The sequence below is a fragment of the Cyanobacteria bacterium FACHB-DQ100 genome (genome assembly GCA_014695195.1).
GTDB lineage: Bacteria > Cyanobacteriota > Cyanobacteriia > Leptolyngbyales > Leptolyngbyaceae > Leptolyngbya.
Map to the genome: position 1 here is coordinate 1 of JACJNW010000005.1, position 17,666 is coordinate 17,666.

Genomic DNA, 17,666 nt, shown 5'->3' on the forward strand with positions numbered 1-17,666 from the left:
TCGCGCTGCAGATCAAGGGGCAATGCCAGCGCCGATCAACCATACAAAAAAGTGCCAAGCTTGCAGCCTGCAAAGAATCTGCTTGCCGTTTGAGGTCAGATCTCTGATGCAAGCAAAGCTCTGAATCCCGGCAACGGGACTGAAACTAGACCGGGCGCCAGCACGAACCAGAGCGCAGGGTCGCAAAGCTCTGAATCCCGGCAACGGGACTGAAACAAAGGTAAAGCCGTTTTGCCCGTAGACACAGCATTTCAAGTCGCAAAGCTCTGAATCTCGGCAACGGGACTGAAACACTAAGGAAACTGGCTTACTTGAAGTCAACATAGGGGGCATTATCAACTTAACCGCATGCGTTCAACACTAAGCACTGTAATCCTTGAACATTCAAGCGCTGCTGAATGTTACGCAGTAACTCTCACACAAGCAATTTCTCGCCACTCCTCAAAGCGTTGGCATAGTTGTTCTCGGTATCGTTTTGCACTTAGTTCATGTTGCTTCGGGTGGAAGTGGCCTCGAATCGGTTCAAAGGCTGAAAGGAATCGTTGCGCTTGCCCTAGAGATTTGAATCGCCTCATGCGTCGTTCTCGGACTCTTGTAGGTTGATGCGAGTTCTCCGCTCGATTGTTCAGCCCCTTATGAGTTCGATGCTCCACGCTCGGCATCACTCGTTTCTTTGCCGCTTCGTAGCTCTTCAGTTTGTCGGTGACCATCATCCGTGGCACGAAACCTTGTTTCTTCAGCAGTTTATGAAAAAAACGTGCTGCTGCATGGGTATCTCGATGTCGTTGCAGCAGCACACCCAATACAGTGCTCTCCGCATCCACCGCTCGCCACAAATAATATTGCTTTCCCTTGATCGTCACCACGACCTCATCAAGATGCCATTTATCAGCGATGAACGGGCGTTTCCGTCGCAGCGGATTGGCGTATTGCTGCCCGAATTTACAGTAACTGATGATTTCGCCGGGAAATTGATGACGGGAGTACATGAGAAGATATGATCCGAGTTGAACCAGTCCGATTATTCTACGTTCCGATTAACCTGACAATGCCGAAAATAGCATTAATAACAATGCCGAAAATAGCATTAATAACTTTGCGCATACTGCGAAAACGCGGACGCCTACTGAGTTGAGATGCTGGAGTTAATGGTTCAAGGATTGTCCACTCATCATCAGACACATCAGTATTGTAAGATTTCCGATTCATGTCTCCATTCTAACAAATGGGTATAATCTGCTACTTCTCAAACGTCCTCTTAGAACGAGGAGCTATATTGAATCGAGAAGTAGATGCCATTCTCTTGCAAGGTGCGCTTTTCATTCTCGATCGACACCAACGGAAATCCAAAATCAATCCGGGCTGAAAAATCCTCGCCTTGCTGCCATAGTAAGCCGAATCCCGCCCCAACCAGCGTATTTTTCGCAGGATTTTCTCCACTCCGATTCCAGCCTGTACCCAAATCGATAAACGGTGTGAGTTGAACAATTCCCCCACTGGGTCTAAAAATCGGCAACCGCAACTCGGTTGAGAACAAAAATCCATTATTCGTGAGGAGGGCATCTTGTCGATAGCCGCGAACCGTTTCGACTCCCCCAATGCCAATCTGCTCGAAAGGAACTAAGGTATGCCCGGCAAGCTGCAAATCTCCTCGAATTAACAACAATGACTCTCTCGCTAAAAGCCTTGTCCATTGCGCCTGTCCTCGCCAGGCAAAAAATTGACTATCGGGATCTTGATCATTGAGCGTGGCACCGAACAAACCTAAACCCAAGCTAAACTGCGATCGCGCAGCAAACACTTGCCGATCGCTGCGCTGCACATACTCCTGAAAAAACCGCAATGCTGAAATTCGGGTTCGTCCTTGCGCGTCAGCCCCCGGAGACAACGGAAATGGACCAATATTATTAATGCCGAGTTCGGTTTGACTTTCTTGCCGCGAAAAGGTCAACCCCAAGGCGAATTCATCGGTCGAACGCTGAATGATCGGCTGTCTGAACGTCAATTCGTAATAGCGCGATCTCGCTGTGATATCGAGAACATCAAACGGCTCTTCAATCACGCGACTGCGAGTACTGCCATAAGCAAGCCTCAATGTTCCATTGCGTGGATTGAGAGGAATGGTATAGCTCAAATCCACGCCATTGCTTCCATCCGTTTTAGTGTAAGTTGCACTGAGACTATCGCCGAAACCGAGCAAGTTCGCTTGTGAGACTCCAAACTGTCGTCGAAATGAGCCGACACTGGGTGATCGCGCATTATCGAGTGACGGAGTAACGGTGAGCGTTTTGGCTTCTGCGATCGTCACTTGTAAAATGCTGGTTCCGGGGCGCGTTCCGGCTTGCAAATCGGCTGAAATCGAAGCAATTAGAGGATCAAGCTGCAATAGCCGCAAGCCTTCGAGCAAACGATTCACATTCAAGGGCTTCTGAGCAACAAGACCGATGCGGCTACGGACATAGGCAGGATTGAGGCGACGCGTTCCGAGCACATTGACACTCTCGATCGTACCTTCAATGATTTGAATCTTGACCGTGCCACCCGTCAGCACTTGCGGCGGCAAAATGGCAGCAGAGGTGACATAGCTGCGCTTGACATAGAAATCTGTAATTTCAGTTCTCAACTGCAACAACTCTGCAAATGAAACATTGCGATCCACATATTTGCGAGTAATTTCAGAAAAGTCTTGCGCCCGAAAGACTGTGCTCCCGACAATTTCAATTTGTTTGAGTTGAATGGTATCGGGAACGTTACCAGGAGCTTCAGGTGTCGGTTGTAACGGAGCAATCGGAAGCAGTTGATCCGGAGGAGGCAGCGGAGCTGGCGTAGCTTCCAACGGCGAGGGTTGTGAGGGAAGCGGGCGTGGTAGATCTTGAGGCGGAGGAATGGGAATGCGCTGAGCAAGTCCCGGAGAAGAAGTAGCAATCGTAACGCCAAGCGTCAGCAGAACTTGAAGTTGCGATCGAAACATCATTTCACCCTCATAGCAGAGCTATTTTTATTTAACTCTTTGTTGCACCTTGACGATCCCCTAATATGAACAAGAAAAGCACTAGCGGACTAGCCTCAGGAGCGATGAAGCGACAAAGAAACAGGCGATAAAGCGAGTATAACATCAACAACACAAGGGATTGAACAATCGAGTAGAGAACTTGCATTAACCCACACGAGTGCGAGAGCGGCGAATGCAACAATTTAAATCCCCAGGGCAAGCGCAACGATTTCTCTCAGCCTTTGAACCAATCCGAGGACACTTTCACCCGAAGCAACATGACCTGAGTGTAAAACGCTACCTAGAACAGCTACGCCAACGATTTGAGGAGTGGCGAGAAATTGCTTGAAAGTTGCTGGTAACATTGAGCAACGCTTGAATGTTCAAGGATATACTGTGCTTAATCTTGAAGGTACATGGTTAAGTTGATAATGCCGCTGTGATGCTTCTAACGACTTCATTTATTCCCCCGCACCCATGCGAAAACATCAATTTAACACTCGTGGATAACAATAGGGTCTGTATATTAGCAATAAGCTGTGATATCTTCACCACAAACATCAGCTAGGTAGCAGAGGGCTTTGAACCGCAAGCCAACTAATTGTTCATAAAACGGGTTCAGTTTGCACATTGGAGGTATGTGGAGGAGAACGCGATCGCAAAAACGAATATCTCGTTCAAAGGGGCAGTGCGAGGGAATGAGGCGACAGAGAAGTTGTGCCATTTTGGGGTTATTGATCTCAATCGCATCCAGCTTGTTCGCAATTAATTGCAGAAGGCTAATTTTCGTTGGGTTGCAAATTAAGCTCAACATAACTAATCACCTGAATGAACATCTACCGAGTAGAGGCTTTTAGTAGTTGTTTGCCTCTATTGATTTATCAAATAATGCTTGTAGTTTTATACAGATTAGAAGAATCGTTTGCCTATTTGCAGTGGAATTTCTGTTGTTATTGCTTCCTGTTACGCTCACTTTTCGTAATAAAAACGAGCTAATTTTGGCGATAAACTAGTATCATATTTCCCTTTAAGACCCTCAGCGCAAAATGCAACACGAAGCGCTGGATGGATTGATACAGGTAAGACTTTGAAAAACTTTAAGTACGATGATGCAATCCCTAGATAAGCGTTTCCTAAATTTAACGATCGCAGTACTCTTGTCACCCACACTCGCGATCGCTTCAGGCTTATTAATATCTCCGGTCCCAGCTCAAGTGATTCCTGATCGGAGCCTTTCTAACAATTCGAGCGTTGCCGTTGAGGGAAACGTCAGCACCATCACGGGCGGAACGTTAGCAGGAAAAAACTTGTTTCATAGCTTTAGTCAATTCTCAGTTCCCACGAATGGCACTGCTTATTTTAATAATACCTCAGACATTCAGAACATCCTGAGCCGCGTTACCGGTAGCTCTATTTCCAATATTGATGGACTCATTCGAGCCAATGGCACCGCCAGTTTATTCTTGATCAATCCCAATGGAATTATTTTTGGAAAGAATGCAAAGTTGCAAATTGGCGGTTCGTTACTAGCAACCACTGCTGATGCGATTCAGTTCGATGACCAAAATTCGTTTAGTGCTTCTGATCCGAATGCTGCTCCACTGTTAACGGTGAATCCTTCAGCGTTGCTCTTCAACCGCATCGAGCGAGCAGGGATTCAAAATAACTCACACACTTCTTCGAGTGCTGACGAAGCTTTTGGGTTAAAGGTTCGTGAGGGTCGCAGTTTGCTGCTCGTGGGTGGCAACATTGACATGAGGGGGAGCAGATTAACTGCTCCGGGTGGACGGGTGGAGTTGGTAGGCGTGGCAGATAAAGGACGAGTGGATCTCAAACTCAGCGGTGAGGAATTGCGGTTGGAGGTTCCCAAGGGTCTGACCCGTGCTCCGGTTGCTCTGACCGATGGGGCTCGAATTTCCGTTGCTAAAGATAATGGTGGCAGTATTGCGATCGTGGCTCAGTCTTTGGAGATTGCCAATAAAAGTGATTTGGAGGCAGGAATTGCACCAAAATTAGGGACAGAAGAGAGTAAAGCCGGAGACGTTACGCTCGATGCGATCGATGCAATCACTGTGACGGGAGAATCTCAAATTAAGAATATTGTGGCCCCGAACAGCACAGGTCAAGGGGGCAAGATTAGCATTCATACTGGCTCACTTTCGATGCTAGAGGGATCGCAACTCAACGCCTCTACTTTTGGAACTGGCAATGCGGGCGCAATCGTTATTCGCGCACGTGGTCAAGTTACCCTGAAAGGGAACCTAGACGGAGGGTCAGGTGATCGATTTAGTGGAGCTCAGAGCCGAGTCGGTGATAGTAAATTGGGTCCTAACGTTCATGGACGGGGAGGAAATATTGAGATTGAAGCGAAATCCCTCTTGATCGAAGATCGCGCACGGTTGAGTACTAGCACTTACGGGTATGGAAACGCTGGAAATGTCACCATCCGCGCGGCTGACAGCGTTACAGTACGAGGTCCAGGACCGACTCAGGCAGAGGGTAGGGCAATCAGCAGCAACGTACATGATCCGGCTAGGCAATTAAAAATAGAGCCGGAAACATACCGGAGCGGCGGAATTGTTACGATTGAGACTGGCTCACTTTCAATTACCAATAATGCTCTAATCTCAGTTGATACAAACGGCAAAGGCAACGCTGGAAGTGTCCAGATCAACGCTAAGGATGTAGTCTTATCAAGCAGCAACATTGTGAGCCGTTTAGGAGAAATAGAGATGCCCGATGCCAAGGGAAATGGGGGTAAGATCGACATTGAGACAGACTCACTCAGAATCGATAACAAGATAGAGCAGGGTAATGCTGGATTGAGCGTTAGCACCTATGGTCAGGGCAACGCTGGAAGTATCACCATTAATGCTCGAGACATTACTCTGACAAATTCAGGGAGCCGTATCAGTAGCAATGTTCATCCAGGGGCTAACGGAAACGGTGGAAAAATTAAGATTTCAACTGAATCATTCTCAATTCGCGATCGTGCTAACGTGTTTATCAAAACCGAAGGACGTGGAAACGCTGGAAGCCTCAAAATTGAGACAGGCTCGCTCAGAATCGATAACAAGATAGGGCAGGATAATGCTGGACTGAGTGTTAGCACCTATGGTCAGGGCAACGCTGGAAATATTACCATTAATGCTCGAGACATTATTCTGACAAATCCAGGAAGCCGGATCAGTAGCAATGTTCATCCAGGAGCTAGCGGAAACGGTGGAGAAATTAAGATTTCAACTGAATCGCTCTCAATTCGCGATCGTGCTAACGTGTTTATCAAAACCGAAGGACATGGAAACGCTGGAAGCCTAGAGATTCTGGCGCACTACGGTAACGTTTCGATCGAGAACGGTAGTCGATTGAGTGCAAGTACCCTTATACAAGGTAAGGAAGATACAAGCAATATAACAGCGGGTAACATTAGTCTCCAAGCTCGGCGGCTCTTACTGGATAATCAAGCTGAAATTCTTGGAGAAACGACGAGTAGTCAGAACGGCGGTAATATTACTCTCACTTTAGGCAATCTCTTGTTGCTGCGGCGCAGTAGTAATATTTCAACCTCAGCAGGTACAGAAGAGGGAACTGGAAATGGTGGTAATATTACGATTCGTTCTCCCCTAATTGTTACTGTTCCCACTGAAAGAAGTAACATCACTACCGAAGCTTATACAGGAACGGGCGGCAAGATTAACATCACGACGCAAGGTTTGATAGGATTCCAGCAACAATCACGAAATCCACAATTAAGCCGTATTTCTGCTAGTTCCGACTTTGGGATTGATGGACAAGTGAACATTAATGTTCTGAGTGTGAATCCAAGCCAAGGATTAGTGAATTTACCAACCGTTTCCGTCGATGCTTCTCGGTTAATCACGCAACAGTGTTCACCAAGTCGGGCAAGCGGAGAGATCAGCCAGTTTGTCATCACCGGACGCGGTGGACTACCAACTGCACCCGGTGAACCTTTGAGAAGTTCGTCGGTGCTGACACCTTGGGTCAATCTTCCCTCTGATGTGGCGATTAGCACAGAGCAAAATGCGGCAAGAAGCGGTGTCAATACTAAGCCAGATGCTGTTCGTCAAAGTTCAAACCGTGCAGCTTCTCCACCCGAAAAACTAGTCGAAGCCCAAGGATGGGTGAAAGATGCTCAGGGAAACGTCGCGTTGATTGCTCAGGTGCCGTCTGATTCTTCTGTTCAGCTCTCATCGGTTCCCTGCCATGGATTCTAAATCTCGGATTAATTGGCTTGTTCTCCTCACAGCTGGCTGGATAGCTGCCTTTGAGTGCGTTCCGTTTGCAATTCGCGATTCTGTCAGTATTGCGGCTTCTGTTTCTTCTCCAGCCCCAAACGCCCAAGCTCTAACCCCAGAAGAACAAGGAAAAGCACTGTATGAAAATGGGCGGTTTAGTGAAGCAGTCACCGTTTTACAACAAGCAGTTCAACAGGCGCGATCGCGAGGTGACACCCTCAGGCAAGCGATCGCGCTGAGTAATTTGTCACTAGCATCTCAACAGCTCGGATTGTGGACCGAAGCTAATCAAGCTATCACAGAAAGTCTGAAACTCCTGCGTTCTACCCATCAACAAACTTCAGTGCTTGCTCAAGCGCTTGATATTCAAGGCCGTTTGCAGCTCGCGACTGGGCAAGCCGAGTCAGCCTTGGGAACTTGGCAGCAAGCAACGGCGCTCTACTCAAAAACAAACGATCAGGCGGGTATTGTTCGTAGCCACCTTAATCAAGCACAGGCACTTCAAGCCCTAGGATTTCACCGTCGTGCACTGACAGTTTTGGAGAACTTACGATCGACCCTCCAAAACCAACCTGCATCTTTGGTCAAAGTTGTAGGCTTACGAAGTTTTGGCGATGCGCTGTTACTCGTTGGAGAAACCGATGCAGCAAATGCTGTGTTGCAACAAAGTTTGGAACTCGCCAAACAGCTTCAAGCCAGTGAAGAAACAGCGGCGGCGTTGTTAAGTTTAGGCAACGTTGCCCAAACCAAGCGAGACGCTCAAGCTGCTTTAGCGTTTTATCAACAAGCAGCAACTCGATCCGCGTCGCCCCTCACCAAAGTACAAGCACAACTCAATCAACTCAGTTTGCTGACTCATCCCAATCAGCGCGACAACATTCAACCCTTAGTGCGTCAAATTCAACCGCAACTGGCAACCTTGCCGCCGAGTCGAACCGTGATCGAGATGCAAATTACCTTTGCTCAACTGCTGTTGAAGCTTCCGAGCTTTGATCGCACCGCCATTGCTCAACAGTTAGCCAAAGCGGTACAACAAGCTCGCGCCCTCAATGATCGACGATCGCAATCCTTCGCCCTGGGAACGCTTGCTCATGTCTACGAACAAAATCGTCAATGGTCGATCGCGCAGGATTTAACGCAGCAAGCGCTGGAATTAGCCGAAGCGATGCGGGCATCAGATATCGCCTACCGCTGGGAATGGCAATTAGGACGATTATTGAAAGCGCAAGGCAATTCTACAGGCGCGATCGCAGCTTACACTGGAGCCGTCAATACGTTAAAATCGCTACGCAAAGATCTAGTCGCCGTAAATCCGGAGATCCAGTTTTCTTTCCGAGAAAGCGTGGAACCAATTTATCGGCAGTTGGTCGATTTGTTACTTCAGAAAACTGCAGCACCAAGTCAGGTTAAATTAACTCAAGCTCGCGATGTGATTGAATCACTGCAAGTTGCAGAACTTGAAAATTTTTTCCGGGCAGCGTGTCTAGATACGGTCGTGCAAGTGGATCAAGTCATTGACCAAGCGGATGCATCGGCGGCAGTCGTTTATCCGATTATTCTGAGCGATCGCCTAGAGATCATCCTCAAACTACCGCGACAAGAATTACGGCACTACACGGTGTTAGTTCCGCAAGTGCAAGTTGAACAAACCCTCGAACAACTGCAGCAAAAACTCACAAAACCCTACACCCTGCAAGAAGTACAAACTCTATCACAACAGGTTTACAATTGGCTAATTCGCCCCGCAGAAGCAACGCTAACAGCAACGAAACCGAAAACATTAGTGTTTGTATTAGATGGAGCCCTGCGGAATATCCCAATGTCGGTGCTTCATGATGGGCAACAGTATTTAATTCAAAAATATGGCGTTGCTCTAACACCAGGACTACAACTACTCAATCCACGATCGCTCAAACAAATCCAATTACGAACCCTCACCGCAGGGCTGACCGAATCGCGTCACGGCTTTGCACCGCTCAGTTTTGTGAGAAACGAAGTTGAAGAAATTCAATCAGAAGTGCCCAGTAAAGTATTGCTCAATCAGACCTTTACAGAAAAACAACTGCAAGAGCAGATTAATGCTGCTCCGTTTCCGGTTGTGCATTTAGCGACGCATGGACAGTTTAGCTCGGATGCAGAGAAGACCTTTATTCTTGCGTGGGATCAACCGATTAAGGTGAACGACTTCAGTCGGTTGTTGCGGGTCAAGGAACAAACGGGAACTGGCGCAATCGAGCTTCTGGTTCTCAGTGCTTGCGAAACGGCGACGGGAGATAACCGGGCGGCGTTAGGGCTGGCTGGAGTGGCGATTCGGGCGGGGGCAAGAAGTACGATCGCGTCGCTCTGGTCACTGGATGATGAATCAACTGCATTATTTATGGGCGAGTTTTATCGAAATCTCACACAAACGACCACGACGAAAGCGGCTGCACTGCGAGACGCCCAACTCAAGCTGCTGCAGCACCCTCAGTATCAGCATCCCCGCTACTGGGCACCGTATGTTTTAGTAGGAAATTGGCTATAACAGATAGGCTTTCTTGCAGCGTCGTCATTTCAATAAATTAGCTGTAGACTTCAGTAGGGTTTCGCGTACAGAAGATGCTATTATTCCTGACTGTTTCATTGCTAGCAGTACGCCCCCCATAACAGGCGGCACCGATAATTGTATAAGCCGAGCATTAGGAGCGGCTTGGTGAATTGTTTCATCTACAATTTGCACGAGCAGCGAACTTGCCCTAAAAAGGCTCCCAACCAGTACAGTATCAAATTTAAGTGTCTCTAAGCCAAGCTGGCGAATTACACCAATTGCCATGCTACCTAGTTCCTGCCCAGCCCATTGAATCAAACTTTTAGCAACCGGATCACCCTCATTCGCAACCTGAAAAATAATGGGAACCATCTCTGGACGAAGCTGATAAACACCTGTTGCCCATCCTTCGATCAAACGCTCAATATCTGGCGCACCTGTTACTTGCATAAATGCTTGAGTTAATGCTGTCGGCAATCCGCGTTGAGACCATTCAAACGCAACCGCTTGCCTTGCCTTAATGAGAAGTTCAAGCGCACCTGCTGCTTCGCCCAGCATAAAACCTAAACCTGTAACACGCCCTTCTCGTCGGTTTTGATCCCAACCTCTACAATTGCAGGATGTTCCTGCCACAATTGCAACTCCCCATTCTGCTGATGTGCCTGCTAGAAGCCCAATTAAAGTATCGTTTGCAATTGCTACTGATGCTGATGGTATATCTAGTGATTGCTGCACAGTGGTTAGGAGTGATTTTTGCTCAGAATTCCAATTATACCCAGCAATTCCACAACCAATGTGAGATAGTTGATGCTTTGAGATTCCTGCCGACACAAGTGCTTGATGTACGACCCCATGGAGAACTTTGGAGAAGCCTTGAGAGCCAACAATTCTGGGATTGCCAGAACCCTGATGACTAAAGCCAAGGGCACGACCTGAAGAATCTGCAATTAAGGCATGACTCTTTGTTCCACCAATATCGATGCCAAGAAAATATTGAGTCATTGGATTCATTCTCGATGTTTAAGATAGTAGCGATGGAATTAGCATGCGTTAGTAGTAATCGTGTTGTGTAGTTTTTTGCGTTGTAGCCTAAATTGACCAACAATCTGTACATCAAGCTCGTATTGGTCGTCTAATCCTCGACGCTTTAAAGCTTGAGAACTTGCTTTAGCAGTCCACTGAATCAGTTCCAAACGTTGATTTGTTATGTTTGTGCTGTGCCGACGATGATAATAAAGTGGCTGGGCAAGATGGTACACCTGTGTTACTTCTGAAACTTTCAAGCAGAGATCGTAGTCCTCGGCTTGCTCGAAAGATGTATCAATGCCTCCAACTTGGTCATAGACGTAGCGTCGAAGCAACCGAAAATGGAAAGTCATAAAATCAATCAGTAATCGATTCTTGGAGTAAGGGATATTGCAGCCTAGTCCTAGCCCTTTGTCTTGCCCATCTGCATCAACTACATGATAGTCAGTGTAAACTAAGCCAATTGTTGATTGTTCATCGAGAATTGCTGCTGTCGCTTCAAGCGCGGTTGGTGCAAGTAAATCATCACTATCAACAGAGGCAATGTATTTACCAGTAGTCTCAGCAAATGCTTGCTTTAACGCAACTGCAACGCCCTGATGAGCAGCCGCAATAACGCGAATCCGAGGATCAAGCGTTGTATAGTAGTGAGCTATCTCTAGAGAGCGATCGGTGGAACCATCATCCCAAATCAAAAGTTCAAAGTCGCACCTGGTCTGATTCAAAACGCTCTCGATCGCGGCACCTAGGTAGATTTCACGATTATAAACAGGGATGACGATAGAAATGGTGTACGACATTGTTCTTATCCTGATTAAAGTTTGATTGATGATTGAAAAAATAAGGGAAAGATAAAGATATAGCTCTTTCCCTTATCGAACAGTGAATACTACACTACGTCATTAGCAGTTAAAGCTGCTTGAATATGTCATTGCGTTGGTACAGGACAGTCTCCATCCTGGATACAATCTCCAAGTGATGCTCCAATACCTCCCAGCACGACTGCACCGACTGGTCCACCTTCAAAAAAGCCAACAACGGCTCCAATAATTCCACCAAGAATTGCGCCGAGATAACCTCCTCCCTGAATGTCTGCCATTTCCTCAATGGAAAGTTCATATTCGATGAAGCCCTCTGAACTAGTAGAAGTAAGGTCATTAATCTTGATGTTTTTCATGGTTCAAGTACTCCTTAATTGAGTTTGTTTCATCCTTTCTTACGGATACGGATCACAAGGTTCGTCATACAGCTTTAGGCTCATCAGGTCCAAAAATGACTTCATAAACTGCATCGCCAACCAGATCACCTATCTCAGCTCCAGCCGCAGCTCCTTCGTATCCACCAACAAACCAGCCAATAAAAGCTCCAATGGCTGCACCGATATAGCCGCCTCCATTGATAGCTGTTAATTCATCAACTGACAGCTCAGCGTCAAAAAGAGTTTCTGAATCAGCAGAAGAAAGATCAGAAATGTTGATGTTTTGCATTGTCAATCTCCTTTCAAATTAATGCGTTGATTTAGTGTTGAAGCTAAACTTTAATGATTTAACTTCTTAATTAAAGAGTAGCAAATCCTATTAGAAATTCAAGAAATTGAAGATTATTAAAAAAGCATAATTGCAGGAATTATGTTCATATTGAAAGCTCAAAGTTTGCTAGTAATACAGAACTTGTACAATGGATTTTACTACTCTTCAGGTTTGCATCCCAGTTACTAAATCTTTAGTTTCATGACTTGCGTAATAGCAAGAGTATTTCTAAACAGCCGCTAATTTTAGAAAAGGTTTTTTGAATTGCTCTCAGTTCATGACCTTGGAAAGATTTAAGGTTGCGTGTTTAAGCCAGTTGGAAAATAGTTCTATAAGAATTCTATTTCTTAGCTGAGCATCAAGTTCTGGCTGAATGATTTCTTCAACAAAAATCAAATGGGATTTTCCTAAAACAAGAATGGGTTTGAGAATTTGAGGTGGTTTTGAAGCAAAGACAGATGCCGCAATCGTTGAATTCAGATCAATACGACGTAAAAGTCCCTTATATCCTCCTGCTCGTCGAAGTTCCATATTTTGAATATATTGATGAGCAAGCTCATGAAAATTTACTTCACCTTCTTGTGTTGCATAGAAGAGTTCTATTGCTAAATCTTCATCGTCTAGAACAATTTCATACATCACAACCTTGGCGTAATCGAGCTGATTTTTAGCAAAAAATGCTTCAACTTCGTTACCAAATAGATGCTCAGCTAACTTATCAGCAAGAACTTGAGTATGAACCAAGATTTCAAATTCATTTAACGATAAGCCTTGTTTTTTTAGCCATGTCAAAGTATCTTTTGAACGATGCAAATTGTTTTTCAAACGAATAGCATCCGCAGCCTGCTGAAGCTCTTCAGATTCAACTGTGATTCCGGCTTCTTCTGCGGCAGCCACGATCGCTTTGCGTTTTGCAATCTCTTCCAAAATCATTGGAATTTGACCTGAAAGCTTCACTTGATAAAGAACCTCTTCGGGAGAAACAGTCAACTCAGTAGACATAGCGCCTCCGGCTTTCGTAGAGCAAATCGAGTAAACATGTCGCGGTAGACAACCTAGCCCGTTTAAAGTTTGAAATCACCGTTTTGCAGCTTTCTAAATGGATCGAGAATAAAATCAATAATGCGGCGTTGCCGTGTAATCACTTCGGCTGTGGCAGATTGCCCTGGTGTTAAGACAATGTGCTGGTTTTGTGCCTGGATGTAGGTTTGGTCAAGCCTAATTTCTAACTCAAAGTTTTCAATTTCGCCCTGTGGGGTTCGTGTCTTTTTCGCATCGGGCGAAATCCAATGCAGATGGGCCGGTACAATACCGTAATCCTGGAATGGATAAGCATCAAACTTGAGCTTAACAGGCATTCCAATTTGCAGAAAGCCACTTTCTGAACTCGGCATCTGTGCCCGAAAGATCAGCATTGCACCCTTAGGAGCAAGCTGAGCAACGGCTTGTCCTGGTTGCAGCACCGCTCCAGGTTGTTGGATCGGAAGCTCAAAAATCGTTCCATTAACAGGCGCATGAATCGTTCGTTGTTGCAGTTGTAATTGTAGTGCCGCGATCGCTTGTCGAGTTTGAGAAATTTCGGCGCGTAGATCTGCCATTTGGGTTTGTAAATCCCTAGCCTGTTTCTGGCTCGCTAGTACTGCCAGTTTACCCGTCCGATCAACGCGCAATTGAGCAGTCTCTTGTTTTGCTAGTTCTGATTGAGATTGTTCGATGTCTGCTCGCGCTTGTGCTAAGAGCCGTTGGCTCTCATCTGCCGTTCGTTGAGTTTCCACCACTTTGATTTCGGGCACAGCGCCAGCTTGCCATAGGTGACGATATCGCTGCACTTCATTCAGGTCTTTTGCCAAGCGAGACTGCCAAAGCTGATAAGCGCGTTGATTCGCCGATATCTTACTTTTCACCTGAGCAATTTGCGCCTGTTGCTCAGAAACTTGTGCTTCACTTTGGAGTTGCTGAGTGCGGGTCGCGATCGCGAGTTGGTTAGCGGTTTGTTCAAGCTGAGTAAGGCGATTTAGTTGCCCCTCTAGTTTTGCCTGCGCCTGCTGCAAATCTGTCTTGGCTAATTCTGAGTCTAGTTCCATTAACGTTTGCCCAGCCTTGACAGTGCTGCCTTCTTTGACAGCGATCGCAACCACTTTTCCAGCAACTGGTGCGTCAATGCGGTAAATTTTTCCCTGCGGCTCTAGTCGTCCTCGTGCGACGCCCGTTTCGTCTACTTGCGCTAACATCGCCCAGGGTAAGACAACTCCCGCGAACCCGACCAGCAAATAGAGCAATCCACGGGTCCAAGCTCGCGGCAGTGTGTTGACTAGCTCTTGCGTAATAGAAGACCAATCGCCCATTGAAGACTGCACAGGAGATACGTCTTCAACCATTGGCAGATCGCTTCTGAGATTAGTTATAACTTGGTTTAGATCAGTCTCGCGCTTGTTTCGGGGGCGATGACCATTACGTTGGCCGAGTTGATCTTCAGTACTAAATGGTGTTGGCATAGAACCGTGGTGATAAACGACAGTGAACGACAGGATTGCAATAGAAACGACATCTTGCTAGCCAACCGATGTTAATTGCTGCTGATTGAGATAGAAGTATTGTCCTCGCCGTGCCATTAACTCGTCATGATTGCCGCTTTCGACAATAATGCCTCGATCAAGAACTAAAATCAGGTCTGCATTACGAATCGTAGACAGGCGGTGGGCAATCACGAGCGTTGTTCGGTCTTTCAAAATCGTGTTGAGGTTTGTTTGAATAATTCGCTCCGATTCAGCATCCAAATGACTAGTGGCTTCATCAAAAATCAAGAGGCGAGGATTGCCGAGCAAAGCACGCGCGATCGCAAGTCGTTGACGCTGTCCACCGGAAAGTAATCCACCGCCCTCACCAATTTGCGTTTCATAGCCCATTGGCAGGGCTTCGATGAAGGAGTGGGCACCTGCTTGCTTCGCGGCTTCGATCACTTCTTCCAGTGATGCTTCAGGATGCCCAACGCTAATATTTTCCCGAATCGTGCCACCAAACAAAAAAGTATTTTGATCCACAACTCCGATCTGTTGTCTCAGCGATCGGAGTGCCAAATTATTAATGTCATAGCCGTCGATCAAAATTTTGCCTTGCGTTGCGGGATAAAGCCCTAAGAGCAGTTTCGCGATCGTGGTTTTACCTGAGCCACTGCGTCCCACCAATGCCACCATCTGCCCTGGATGAACTGTAAAACTAACATTTTCTAAAACATTCACATTGCTCTCAGGGTGATAGCGAAACGTAACCTGGTCAAAGCAGATATGCCCATCTAGGCTGGGCAGAAATTGCCGCGTTTGTTGCTGATAGTCTTCTTCGGGTTCAGTGTCGATCACATCCTGAATCCGCTCAACCGCAATCAAGACTTCTTGGAACTGATTCCATAGAACACTCAATCGACGGAAGGGAGAAATGACGTTTCCGAGCAGCATATTGAAGGCGACAAGTTGCCCGATGGTCAATTCATTCTGAATCACCTGAGACGCACCAAACCAAAGCAACGCTGTTGTCAACGCTGTCTCGACAGTGCTGCTACAAATCTGAAGCGTATTACTGATATTTTGACCGGAGAAATTCGTTTTGATTGATTTGCTAAATAGTTCCTCCCAATGCCAGCCTACTGTTTGTTCGATCGCCATACTCTTTACCGTATGAACACCAGTTAAAGCTTGAATTAAGTACTTTCCTTGGCTGGTGTTTGCATTAAAAATTTCGCGTGAGATTTGCTTGAGCAATGGTGTAGCGATCAGTGCAAGAAAAATAAAGGGCGGCACAATCGTCAGCGATAGTAACGCCATCTTCCAGCTATACCAAAACATTAAGCCAACATAAACGAAAACAGTCAGAAAATCCAAAAATATCGAGAGTGAATCACCTGTGAGAAAACGTTGAATCTTGTGGTTTTCTTGTACACGGGAAACAATATCACCTACATAGCGAGATTCAAAAAATCCCAACGGTAATCGAAATGTGTGTTTAATGAATCCAACAATCAATGCTGTATCAATTCGATTAGCAACATGACTCAACAGATACTGCCGCAATCCGCTCATTGCTACTCGGAAGAGCCCAAAGATGAGTAGCCCAATTCCAACCGCAGTCAGGGTCGTCGAACTACGCTGCACAACGACTCGATCAAGTAATAACTGAGTAAACATCGGGGTAACCAGGCCAAAAATTTGAATCACAATTGAGGCAATTAAGACTTCCAACAGCACGAGCCAATGCGGTTTTACGAGTTCGATAAATTGCCAGAGAGATTGGTTGGTTTCTGGAGTTTCCTTCAAAAAAGCTGTTGGCTGCAATAGCAAGGTATAGCCTGTCCAGCCTGCTTTAAACTGAGCAGGGGTGAGAGTTCGTTGACCGATTGCTGGGTCGCCAACCACCACATGCTTTCTTGTGATTTCGTAAACCACAATATAGTGTTTGCCTTCCCAATGCGCGATCGCAGGCAAGGATTGCTCCGCTAATTTGCTCAGTCCTGCTTTTACGGGTCGGGTAGAAAAGCCAATATTTTCTGCCGCTGCCGCTAAACTTTTTAGCGATGCGCCATTGCGATCGACATTTGAGATATCTCGCAATCGATTCACGCTAAACCGTTTTCCCCAGTAGCGACCAATCATCACTAAGCAAGCTGCTCCACAATCGGCTGCACTCTGTTGAGCAAAAAAAGGATAGCGCCGCGTTGCTCGCTGCCACCAATGTCCGAAACGCTGCATTGGACTGGGAAAGAAAGCCTTGCTGATTTTCGACTCCGTTTTACTAGCAGCAGTCGAAACAGAACACGGAATCAGTGATGAAGAATGGCGCAGAATTGGATGTTTACGGTTTCCCTCAGAATCGATTCGTTGCTCTGAAGACGCTTCACTTAACTTGGCAAGAATTAGCGAATCTCGCTGAACTGCTGCTTGGTATAACCGTGATCGCACTGTTGGATACCGATCAAGGAGGGATTGCAATGCCGCTATCGGCACAAAACAAAGTCCGACTTGCATAGAAGCCCTAGCAGTATAGGGCTGAAAAGAGGAGTCTGGGAAAAGCGTCAATTCACCCAAAGATGCACCTGTCCCCAGGGAAACTAACAAGTTATTCGCGCGATCGAGAAGCCGCACTTTACCGTCTAATACAAGGTAAATTCCCGCCGGAGCATCCAACGAATGCCAGAATTGTTTGCCTGGTTTCGGCTCCAAAATGTGAACGTGTTGCAGGAGAGTAGCCCATTCTGATTTAGAGAGTGGCTGCCCTAATAATTGAGCAAGCTGCTCAAGGATTTGCGCCTGCCACGCAACGGAACTCTGTTTTACCATAGTTTTTAC

12 protein-coding genes and 1 pseudogene are annotated in these 17,666 nt (G+C 46.4%); 3 read left to right on the forward strand and 10 right to left on the reverse strand.

The genetic code is table 11. The features are described from left to right. Positions 1-401: 401 nt before the first annotated feature. Both H6F51_00420 and H6F51_00425 read right to left on the reverse strand, forming a co-directional pair. A complete protein-coding gene (locus H6F51_00420; GenBank protein MBD1820988.1) occupies positions 402-989 on the reverse strand; it encodes an IS6 family transposase in 588 nt (195 codons plus the stop codon). A gap of 269 nt (positions 990-1,258) precedes the next feature. Continuing rightward, positions 1,259-2,974 (reverse strand): ShlB/FhaC/HecB family hemolysin secretion/activation protein, encoded by a 1,716-nt coding sequence (locus H6F51_00425; GenBank protein MBD1820989.1) that lies wholly within the window; start codon positions 2,972-2,974, stop codon positions 1,259-1,261. A gap of 91 nt (positions 2,975-3,065) precedes the next feature. Between H6F51_00425 and H6F51_00430 the strand changes: the two are divergent. Then, a pseudogene (locus tag H6F51_00430) lies at positions 3,066-3,341 on the forward strand (IS6 family transposase). Positions 3,342-3,518: 177 nt separating this feature from the next. Here H6F51_00430 and H6F51_00435 read toward each other — a convergent pair. Beyond that, a complete protein-coding gene (locus H6F51_00435; protein ID MBD1820990.1) occupies positions 3,519-3,806 on the reverse strand; it encodes a Mo-dependent nitrogenase C-terminal domain-containing protein in 288 nt (95 codons plus the stop codon). A 343-nt stretch (positions 3,807-4,149) separates the two neighbouring features. Between H6F51_00435 and H6F51_00440 the strand changes: the two genes are divergently transcribed. Together H6F51_00440 and H6F51_00445 are read left to right on the forward strand one after the other, a co-directional pair. Next, a complete protein-coding gene (locus tag H6F51_00440) occupies positions 4,150-7,227 on the forward strand; it encodes a filamentous hemagglutinin N-terminal domain-containing protein (protein ID MBD1820991.1) in 3,078 nt (1,025 codons plus the stop codon). Continuing rightward, positions 7,217-9,772, forward strand: a complete 2,556-nt coding sequence (locus tag H6F51_00445; protein MBD1820992.1) for a CHAT domain-containing protein — start codon at positions 7,217-7,219, stop codon at positions 9,770-9,772. Before H6F51_00440 ends, H6F51_00445 begins: the two co-directional genes overlap by 11 nt. Positions 9,773-9,796: 24 nt before the next feature. Here the strand turns inward: H6F51_00445 and H6F51_00450 are convergent, their stop codons facing one another. The 7 genes from H6F51_00450 to H6F51_00480 all read right to left on the reverse strand — a co-directional run bounded on the left by H6F51_00450 (position 9,797) and on the right by H6F51_00480 (position 17,657). Then, a complete protein-coding gene (locus tag H6F51_00450) occupies positions 9,797-10,777 on the reverse strand; it encodes a hypothetical protein (GenBank protein ID MBD1820993.1) in 981 nt (326 codons plus the stop codon). 38 nt (positions 10,778-10,815) lie between these two features. Continuing rightward, the gene (locus H6F51_00455; protein MBD1820994.1) at positions 10,816-11,601 is read right to left on the reverse strand and encodes a glycosyltransferase; all 786 of its coding nucleotides are present in this window, start codon (positions 11,599-11,601) and stop codon (positions 10,816-10,818) included. Between the two features lie 128 nt (positions 11,602-11,729). Next, entirely contained in the window at positions 11,730-11,978 is a 249-nt protein-coding gene (locus tag H6F51_00460; protein ID MBD1820995.1) for a hypothetical protein, read from the reverse strand. A gap of 64 nt (positions 11,979-12,042) precedes the next feature. Then, the gene (locus H6F51_00465) at positions 12,043-12,288 is read right to left on the reverse strand and encodes a hypothetical protein (protein MBD1820996.1); all 246 of its coding nucleotides are present in this window, start codon (positions 12,286-12,288) and stop codon (positions 12,043-12,045) included. Positions 12,289-12,600: 312 nt separating this feature from the next. Continuing rightward, complete coding sequence (locus tag H6F51_00470; GenBank protein ID MBD1820997.1) at positions 12,601-13,332, reverse strand: peptidylprolyl isomerase; 732 nt, start codon at positions 13,330-13,332, stop codon at positions 12,601-12,603. A gap of 62 nt (positions 13,333-13,394) precedes the next feature. Continuing rightward, positions 13,395-14,825, reverse strand: a complete 1,431-nt coding sequence (locus H6F51_00475) for an HlyD family efflux transporter periplasmic adaptor subunit (protein ID MBD1820998.1) — start codon at positions 14,823-14,825, stop codon at positions 13,395-13,397. A gap of 57 nt (positions 14,826-14,882) precedes the next feature. Further along, positions 14,883-17,657, reverse strand: coding sequence for a peptidase domain-containing ABC transporter (locus H6F51_00480; GenBank protein ID MBD1820999.1), 2,775 nt, complete (start codon positions 17,655-17,657; stop codon positions 14,883-14,885). Positions 17,658-17,666 lie beyond the last annotated feature (9 nt).

What these genes read in the sequence shown, in the direction of transcription:
- H6F51_00420 (MBD1820988.1), bottom strand. Translation starts at nt 989, where the DNA reads ATGTACTCCCGTCATCAATTTCCCGGCGAAATCATCAGTTACTGTAAA.
- H6F51_00425 (MBD1820989.1), bottom strand. Translation starts at nt 2,974, where the DNA reads ATGATGTTTCGATCGCAACTTCAAGTTCTGCTGACGCTTGGCGTTACG.
- H6F51_00435 (MBD1820990.1), bottom strand. Translation starts at nt 3,806, where the DNA reads ATGTTGAGCTTAATTTGCAACCCAACGAAAATTAGCCTTCTGCAATTA.
- H6F51_00445 (MBD1820992.1), top strand. Translation starts at nt 7,217, where the DNA reads ATGGATTCTAAATCTCGGATTAATTGGCTTGTTCTCCTCACAGCTGGC.
- H6F51_00450 (MBD1820993.1), bottom strand. Translation starts at nt 10,777, where the DNA reads ATGACTCAATATTTTCTTGGCATCGATATTGGTGGAACAAAGAGTCAT.
- H6F51_00455 (MBD1820994.1), bottom strand. Translation starts at nt 11,601, where the DNA reads ATGTCGTACACCATTTCTATCGTCATCCCTGTTTATAATCGTGAAATC.
- H6F51_00460 (MBD1820995.1), bottom strand. Translation starts at nt 11,978, where the DNA reads ATGAAAAACATCAAGATTAATGACCTTACTTCTACTAGTTCAGAGGGC.
- H6F51_00465 (MBD1820996.1), bottom strand. Translation starts at nt 12,288, where the DNA reads ATGCAAAACATCAACATTTCTGATCTTTCTTCTGCTGATTCAGAAACT.
- H6F51_00470 (MBD1820997.1), bottom strand. Translation starts at nt 13,332, where the DNA reads ATGTCTACTGAGTTGACTGTTTCTCCCGAAGAGGTTCTTTATCAAGTG.
- H6F51_00475 (MBD1820998.1), bottom strand. Translation starts at nt 14,825, where the DNA reads ATGCCAACACCATTTAGTACTGAAGATCAACTCGGCCAACGTAATGGT.
- H6F51_00480 (MBD1820999.1), bottom strand. Translation starts at nt 17,657, where the DNA reads ATGGTAAAACAGAGTTCCGTTGCGTGGCAGGCGCAAATCCTTGAGCAG.